Source organism: Veillonella sp., from assembly GCF_015058545.1.
Lineage (GTDB): Bacteria > Bacillota > Negativicutes > Veillonellales > Veillonellaceae > Veillonella_A.
In genome coordinates this window covers 1-7,851 of sequence record NZ_SVCB01000075.1, presented here as the reverse complement: position 1 = coordinate 7,851, position 7,851 = coordinate 1, and the positions used below count along the sequence as shown (strand labels likewise).

7 protein-coding genes are annotated in these 7,851 nt (G+C 41.7%); 4 read left to right on the top strand and 3 right to left on the bottom strand.

All coding sequences use genetic code 11. The features are described from left to right. A partial coding sequence (locus tag E7204_RS05225; protein WP_295182419.1) for an MFS transporter occupies window positions 1-913 on the top strand: 913 nt, incomplete at its 5' end. Between the two features lie 57 nt (window positions 914-970). Here E7204_RS05225 and E7204_RS05220 read toward each other — a convergent pair. Continuing rightward, a complete protein-coding gene (locus tag E7204_RS05220; protein ID WP_366483543.1) occupies window positions 971-1,171 on the bottom strand; it encodes a helix-turn-helix transcriptional regulator in 201 nt (66 codons plus the stop codon). 416 nt (window positions 1,172-1,587) lie between these two features. On the opposite strand from E7204_RS05220, the gene E7204_RS05215 reads away from it, so the two are divergent. Further along, window positions 1,588-3,156 (top strand): polysaccharide biosynthesis protein, encoded by a 1,569-nt coding sequence (locus E7204_RS05215; RefSeq protein ID WP_295182415.1) that lies wholly within the window; start codon window positions 1,588-1,590, stop codon window positions 3,154-3,156. Next, complete coding sequence (locus tag E7204_RS05210) at window positions 3,156-4,412, top strand: O-antigen ligase family protein (protein WP_295182412.1); 1,257 nt, start codon at window positions 3,156-3,158, stop codon at window positions 4,410-4,412. Before E7204_RS05215 ends, E7204_RS05210 begins: the two co-directional genes overlap by 1 nt. A gap of 178 nt (window positions 4,413-4,590) precedes the next feature. On the opposite strand, the gene E7204_RS05205 is transcribed toward E7204_RS05210, so the two are convergent. Further along, entirely contained in the window at window positions 4,591-6,276 is a 1,686-nt protein-coding gene (locus E7204_RS05205) for a glycoside hydrolase family 2 TIM barrel-domain containing protein (protein ID WP_295182410.1), read from the bottom strand. A 161-nt stretch (window positions 6,277-6,437) separates the two neighbouring features. Here E7204_RS05205 and E7204_RS05200 point away from each other — a divergent pair, with 161 nt between their 5' ends. Next, window positions 6,438-7,115, top strand: a complete 678-nt coding sequence (locus tag E7204_RS05200; protein WP_295182407.1) for an HAD family hydrolase — start codon at window positions 6,438-6,440, stop codon at window positions 7,113-7,115. Between the two features lie 129 nt (window positions 7,116-7,244). Here the strand turns inward: E7204_RS05200 and E7204_RS05195 are convergent. After that, the coding region (locus E7204_RS05195) for a DUF2806 domain-containing protein (protein ID WP_295182405.1) at window positions 7,245-7,851 on the bottom strand (607 nt) is incomplete at its 5' end.

The window sequence follows — 7,851 nt, the reverse complement described above, 5'->3', positions numbered from 1 at the left end:
TAAATACTTCCCACGCAATCGCGGTTTTGCCACCGGCCTTGCCATCATGGGCTTCGGCTTTGCAGCCTTAATCGCCGGTCCGTTAATGCAATACTTAACGGCCGCCTACAGCTTGGTGCAAACATTCCAAATTCTCGGTGTGGCGTACATCATCATCATGACGCTCTCATCGTTGTACTTAAAACCACCGACAACGGCTACTGCGACTACTGCTACCGATTCTAAAGATGGTGCAAAAACTGAAACTCCGAAAAAATCTATTTTCAACCGCGGCATGAATGCTCACGAAGCCATGAAAACTTGGCAGTTCAGCGCTTTATGGTGGATCTTCTTCATCAACATCACCTGCGGTATCGGCTTATTGGCGGTTGCTTCCCCAATGGCGCAGGAAATCGTTGGCATGAACGCTACGGAAGCGGCTTCCATGGTTGGTATCATCGGTCTCTTAAACGGTCTCGGCCGCATCGGCTGGTCCACTATCTCCGATTACATCGGCCGACCTTTCACTTACATGTTATTCTTCCTCATCGAAATCTTGGCCTTCTTTGCCCTCGGCCATACGAGCAACTCCTTCTTCTTCCAGTTCCTCGTGTTCGCCATTATTACTTGCTACGGCGGCGGTTTTGCCTGCATGCCGGCTTATCTCAGCGACTTATTTGGCACCAAAGCACTCAGCGCCATTCACGGTCGCGTCTTAACCGCTTGGGGCTTCGCCGGTATCGCCGGTCCTATGCTCGTGTCCTTCCTTCGTGAAAGCACCAACAGCTATAGTGGTCCGCTCTTCGTATTCAGCGCGTTATTCGTTTTGAACTTGGCCGTGGCTGTGGCACTTAAAGTGTTCACTAAAGATCATCACTTTGAAGCGGAAGAAAAAGTAGTTGATATTAAAAATGGCGACGCTTTGAATGCGTAAATAAAATTATATCAAAACAAGCTAACGAGAACGTTGTATTTTCCGAATGCAACGTTCTTATTTTTTATTAGTATTATTCAATGGCACTATTACTAACGTCTTACCTAAAGCCGCTAACACCTTCAAAACTGTATCTAATCTAGGATTTGTCTCACCTGTCTCCATCCGTGCAATAACCGGTTGTCTCACGCCACTTAATACTTCTAATTTTTTCTGACTAATACCTTTCTCGTTACGAGCATCAATTAATTCACACATAATCGCCGCCCGTAAATCACTGGCCGCAATTTCTACCGACGTTTATAATTGTTTTTCTACATCTTCCCAAGCCGAACCGATTGCTTTATTCTTCATAACTATCCTCCTATTTCTGTACAACTGTCTTATCTATACAATAACTCAAAAGTTATCAATTTTCAATAACTAAAAAGTTATTAGTTTTAATAGCTATAGAGACTAATAATAACCACCAACATACTACAAAAACAAAGCTCCTTCACCATTACACCTTTACTCAGAATCGTCTAAAATACTTCCCTCTTTCTCAAAATCCTAATGCAGGTTACTCGAATGTATGTTAAAATTAAATATTGATAGGCTGAACTTAAATACAGCCTCAAATAGACATTATAAACATTAACTACCATATGAATATCAAGTTGGGAGTATAGTAAATGGTTAACCGATTTTTACAAGGCACTCTTATTCTTACCATTGCCGGCTTTGTGGTCAAAGCCATCGGCAGCATCAACTGGATTTTGCTGTCCCGTGTACTCGGCGGTGAAGGGATTGGGATCTACCAAATGGCGTTCCCGATTTACCTCTTATCATTGCAACTGTCCAGTGCCGGGATTCCGATTGCAATTTCAATATTGACGGCGGAAAAACTCGCCCGCTTCGATTATCGCGGCGCCCAAAAGGTTTTTAAACTGTCATTCTATCTTCTCTTTGCTACCGGCCTGCTATTCAGTATCCTGATGTGGTTTGGCGCCGACTGGCTCATTTCATCAGGCTACATCATAGATGATCGAGCGTATCTGGCATTACTGGCCTTAGCTCCGGCCATCTTCTTCGTAACGCTTATTTCCTGTTACCGCGGTTACTTACAAGGTTGGCAAATGATGACGCCGACCGCCGTGAGCCAAATTATTGAACAATTACTCCGCGTAGTTGTTATGCTTGGAGCTGCGTATATGCTCCTTCCTTACGGTCTCGGAGCCGCCGCCGGCGGTGCCAGCATGGGGGCCGGTATCGGTGCGTTTGGTGCCCTCGTGGTGCTCATGTACTACTATTATAAATTACCGAAATCACCGGAAGATGCACATAAACAACCGGAAGGTCCCGGTGAATCGTCCGGATCTATCGTAAAACGCCTCATTAAATTGGCTATTCCGATTTCCTTAGCCAGCTTAATGTTGCCGTTAGTAGCAAACCTCGATTTATTCATCGTGCCGCGCCGTTTGGAAGTCGCCGGTTTTACCACCAGCCAGGCAACTGAATTATTCGGTTACTTAACCGGTATGGCCGTACCGCTTATCAACTTGGCCACGATTATTACCGCTGCTTTGGCGACAAGCATCGTTCCGGCCATTTCCAATGCGAATGCAACGGGCGATAAAAAAGGCGTATACTACCGCACCGCCGGTGCTATGCGTATTACCTTTATGTCCACTGTACCGTTTACCTTGATGCTCTACGTTTTGGCAGAGCCGGTAGTGAGCGTCATCTACAACGCACCGCGTGCCGCTGAAGCGACCCAGATTACGGCTATCGCTATTTTCTTCCTCGGCATGCATCAGGTAACGACCGGGGTTTTACAAGGCCTCGGTAAACCAACCTTGCCGGTTATTAACATGGGCATTGCGGCCATTTCCAAAGTTATTTTGAACTGGAATTTAACATCTATTCCTTGGCTCGGCATCAGCGGTGCCGCCTATGCGACCGTAGCCGACATTGGTGTGGCTGCCCTTTTAAATCTGATTTGGATAAAAAAATACACAGGCTATTTCCTGGACTTTTCCCTGCTTTGGAAAAACATCGTCAGCGCCATTATCATGGGCGTCGCTATGTTCTTCCTCTACCCACCGCTTGAAGGCATCATGCATAAATTCTTTGCCATGGCCATCAGTGCCTTTTTGGGCGGCGTTATCTACGTCATCGTTATGGTGCTTCTAAAAGGCTTAAACCGTCATGACGGTGAACGGATGCCATTAATTGGGAAGTTCTTTAGAGGTAAAGAATAATGAATTATTTAAAACATCTTACTACTGAAAACTATGCCATATTCTTTGTTGGTGCCGCGATTTTCATGCAACGAATATCCATGGGTGCCGGCAATGTATTATATGGCTTGGCGATTTTATTCTTTTTAATCAGCCTTTATAAGCAGTATAAGAATTACACGTTAAAAGATAATTATATTGTGAAAAAGGCACTCCCCTATTTCAAAATCTTAGGCATTGCCATTCTCCTCATAGTACCTTCTGTATTTGTGAGTGAACATTTAGGAAAATCCTTTAAAGCTTTGCTTGAAATTTGGCTCTATCGCGCTTTACCGCTCTTTATTATTCCGTTCTGTGCCAAAAGCAAAAAACAAATGTATTGGCTCTTAGGGGCGGTATTTATCTCATTAAACCTTGATTCTTTATTGGCGTTTTTCCAACATACACTTTTAAAAGAGCCCCGTCCATCGGGCTTTAGTAATAACCCCTTGAACTTAGCTGCCATCTTAGCTATGACCATTCCGGTACAAGTAATTGTGATGGCCGAAACAGTCTTCCCTATGGGGTTACGAAAATTAGCCGTTATTTCTATTTTCACGAATATCCTTGGCTTGTTCGGCGGTCAAAGTCGCGGCAGTTGGTTACTGTTAGCCTTCACACCATTTTTCTCTTTTAAGTATTGGCGTAAGAATAAATACTTCCCTATTGCCTGCCTTATTATAGCTGCTATTATCGGCGGTTATATTGCCTCCAATCCGAGCATGCAAAATCGAATCATATCGACTACCAATATGACAACAGACCGCTCCAATGCGGATCGTCTCGTTGTTTGGGAATCAGCGGCTATGATGATTCATGATTATCCACTCTTTGGTGTAGGTCCCGGAGAATTCACTGAATTATATAAAGCACATTATGAGTTACCGGAAAATACACAACGCATGGTACATACGCATAATAACTTTATTCAAGTCACGACCGAATCAGGCGTAATCGGCCTGTTAGCATTCTTAATCCTGTTCGGTTATATCGAGGTTACTGCACTTCGAGACACTTTTAAAGGTAATCCATATGCCTACATGCGTTTGGCTGCTACCACCTTCTACTTGCTTTTTGGCCTTATCGACTATACCTTTGATGCTTCGGCTATTATGAAGCTCTACTGGTACTATATCGCTATCAGCTTGAGTTTGGAAGCGTTGGCAGATCACGAAACACATCTTGAAAGCATTAATAATATAACTAGTAATGAAGATTCACTACCTAAAAAAGCATAAGCTTCAAAAACAACATATTAATCTAAATAACAAAGGGGCTGTAACGAAATAGAGTTGTAAACTCACATTTCAGTTATGGCCCTTTCTTCATAGTCAAAAGTGGAAAGATAAGTCATTCATCAGACTTACCTTTCCACTTTTTAGTTAATAGATTATAAAATTATAGCGTTTTAATATATTATTTCCAATTCTGTTTAAGCGTTTCTGATAATTCAGCAGCCTCACCTTGTAAAAAGTGACCTTGTACATTCGGCATGGAGCTTAACATCGTTAACAACTCCTGTACTTTTTCAGATGCATCACGATACATTGCATAGGATGCCAAGGTTGCTTTCATACCATAGCAGTTTGCTGAAGTTTCAGCCCCCATTACCACGGCAAGCGCCTTATCCGGTTGCTTGGCTTCCCAATCAACTAATTCTTTGTACATAGTGCTCTGCAAAAGTTCCACATCAGCATGCCACTGTTTTGTCCATTTTTTCAAAATCAATAAGGAATACGCTTTTAAAGCTCCGGTCCAAATATCACCGAGCGACTGTGACATAGTCAAGGCCAACGGACGTTTTTCCCAATCACTTTGGCGTGCCGCTTCCGCAATATCCGAATAGTATAATTCATCCTCTTTCATCATCGTTACCGGATTATATAACAATGACCAGCTGATTACGGATGGATGATTTTTATCACGAGTTATTAAGGAGTCAATCGTGTCTTTGTGAGTATCAAGCAATCTGGATTTAATATCGGTTTTATTGAAATTTGCTTCGCCCGGTTGCCAATCTTTAGCTACTAATCCGGCTGCCGGCATTTCAGCGACAACCAAAATACCTGCTTCATCAGTGAGCTGAAGCACGTCCGGGGATATTGGTCGGCCACTACTGAAAATACAGTTGCCGCCAAGCTCCAATAACTTCTGTAATTGCTGTTTTGCCTGAATTGGATTTGAAGATAAGGTTAAATTAGAAGGCCCCAGTTCAAGCCCTTTCAAGCGAACAATGGCACCATTTAACATGAGATTGCCACCTTCTACAGCTACCGTGCGAATGCCGATACGTTGATGATAGATATCATGCTTTTTGCCTAGACGGCTTACTTCCACTTCCAAAGTATATAAGTAGCCATCCCCTACGGTCCAAATATGTGGGTTTTCAACAGTCAATTTCGCATTACCACCCACACCGGTGGCCACAATACGGCCTTCTCTATCACGCAAAGTAGCCGTTACCAAGCAGTTCCCCTGGACGTGAGCCATATATTGCACAACGGCCTCTTCCTGTGACAACGCTTCGGTCTGCACCATTATGCCCGTCAAACGGGTCGTCGGCACCGTATAAAGCGTAACATTGCCATAAATCCCAGTCGGCACGTCATAATCAAAATTCGGCTGATTAATGCGGCGTCCTTTAGGCGATGAAACAACCTGCCCGGCAGGCAAAGTATACGCGGATAATTCATTATTCACTTTTACAATAATGCGGTTTTCTTCACCATAGCGTAATTGACGTGTCACATTAATAACCGTCGAAACAAAGGACCCTTCATGGCGCCCTGCTTCCATACCGTTAACGTACACCACCGCTCGATTGCCAATACCGTCAAAACGCAAAAATACATCCAATCCGAGCCATCGTTTCGAAATATAAATATTGCGTTCATACCACATCGTACCGCAGTAGCTTCGCTCATCGGGACTTACAAATACGTCCTGCAAAGCCGCCGGTACCGGTACCGACATCTGCCGAGCCACGCCGGTTTCATAGGTTTTATCCTTTGATTTATCAAAGGCAAAAAACCAGTTGCCACGTAAATCGATACTGTCGCGAAATACGTTTGTTACGGGCTGCAATAATTCCATCGTACTCATCAAAGACTCCTCCTATATCTCTTATAAGTATATACTAAATACCTATATGTATTCAATGAATTTATGCAGGAAATTCTGTTTACAATGCACATTTTTTCACCTATACTAAAATAAATGTGCAAATTTGAACGACTTTACGCAAAATATAAGGAGATTTACTGATGAAACGCTATACTACAGTTATATTTGATTGTGATGGAACGATTTTAAATACATTGGACGACCTCATGGATTCCATGAATTATATTTTGAAAAAACATAATTATCCAACTCGTTCCTTAGCGGAAATTCGCAGCTTCGTCGGCAACGGCCTCGGCAAATTGGTAGAACGTAGCGTTCTCACCGGTACAGATCTTAAGGTGTCCCAAGAACAACTCGATACCATGCTCACTGAACTGAAAGAGTATTATGCGGAACACAACAATGATAAAACCGCTCCTTACGAAGGGCTCTATGAATTACTGGCACAACTGAAAAAAGAAGGATATAAAATGGCCGTCGTTTCTAATAAAGTACAAGAAGGCGTAACTGCCTTGAATGACGAATATTTCAAAGAATATTTCAACGTAGCCATTGGCGAAACACCGGACTGTAAACGTAAACCGGAACCGGATATGGTGAACGCAGCCTTAAAAGCGCTTAACAGCACACCGGAAGAAGCCGTCTATGTAGGCGACTCCGAAGTAGATCTTCAAACTGCTAAAAACTCCGGACTCCTCCCTATCGCTGTTACCTGGGGATTCAGAGATGAGGAATTACTAAGAAAATTAGGGGCAGAACACGTAGCTCATACATCGGGGGAAGTGAAGGAGATTATTGAAACATTGAATAGAGAATGATTCAAATTTTTAGAAATTAACGGAAATCTACCTCTTATCTTTCAACAGTCCATTTAAAGTTAAGTTTTAAATGGGCTGTTTTTATCAGAAAACATTAGAAAAGTTTAAACGACATTTTAAACTAACAACTCATTTAGTAATTATCTGTGTTTCTACTTTAACCGTTATTCTAGGGCGAATTCTATATTCAATATTAGCTTTTGATAAAACAATATTAGCATATCGTTCTAGTGCTTCATTTTTGCTAAAAGCAACTAATCTCAAAAGTTCTTTTCCTGCAAACGTAAAAAAATAACATGATAATCTTCCTAAACAACTTAATTGTTCCACACTAATTTCTATCATATTACTGGAACTCCAAAAAACTCTGATATACTCATCTTTTCCGGTAACATTTAGTGATAATAATGGATTAAGAGTAATAATATTATATTCACTAAGTAATTTTATATCATTAAACCCAATTTCACATAAATCTAAGTACTCTTTATCACCAGGTATAAATTGTTCTGTTAAAGCATCTATACGCCATTTGGCAATATTTTCAAACATTTTTGCGTCTTTAGGAGTTAAAATACTTAAAATTTCTAATGTCTTATACGAATAAGTAAGTGGACAACTTATTTCCTCAGCCAATAACTTTGCCCAAATATCTTGCATAGCTTCATTACTGACTGTCCCAACTTTCCTATAAAACTTTACAAACCAATCATAATCATACTTTTTATAATTATCT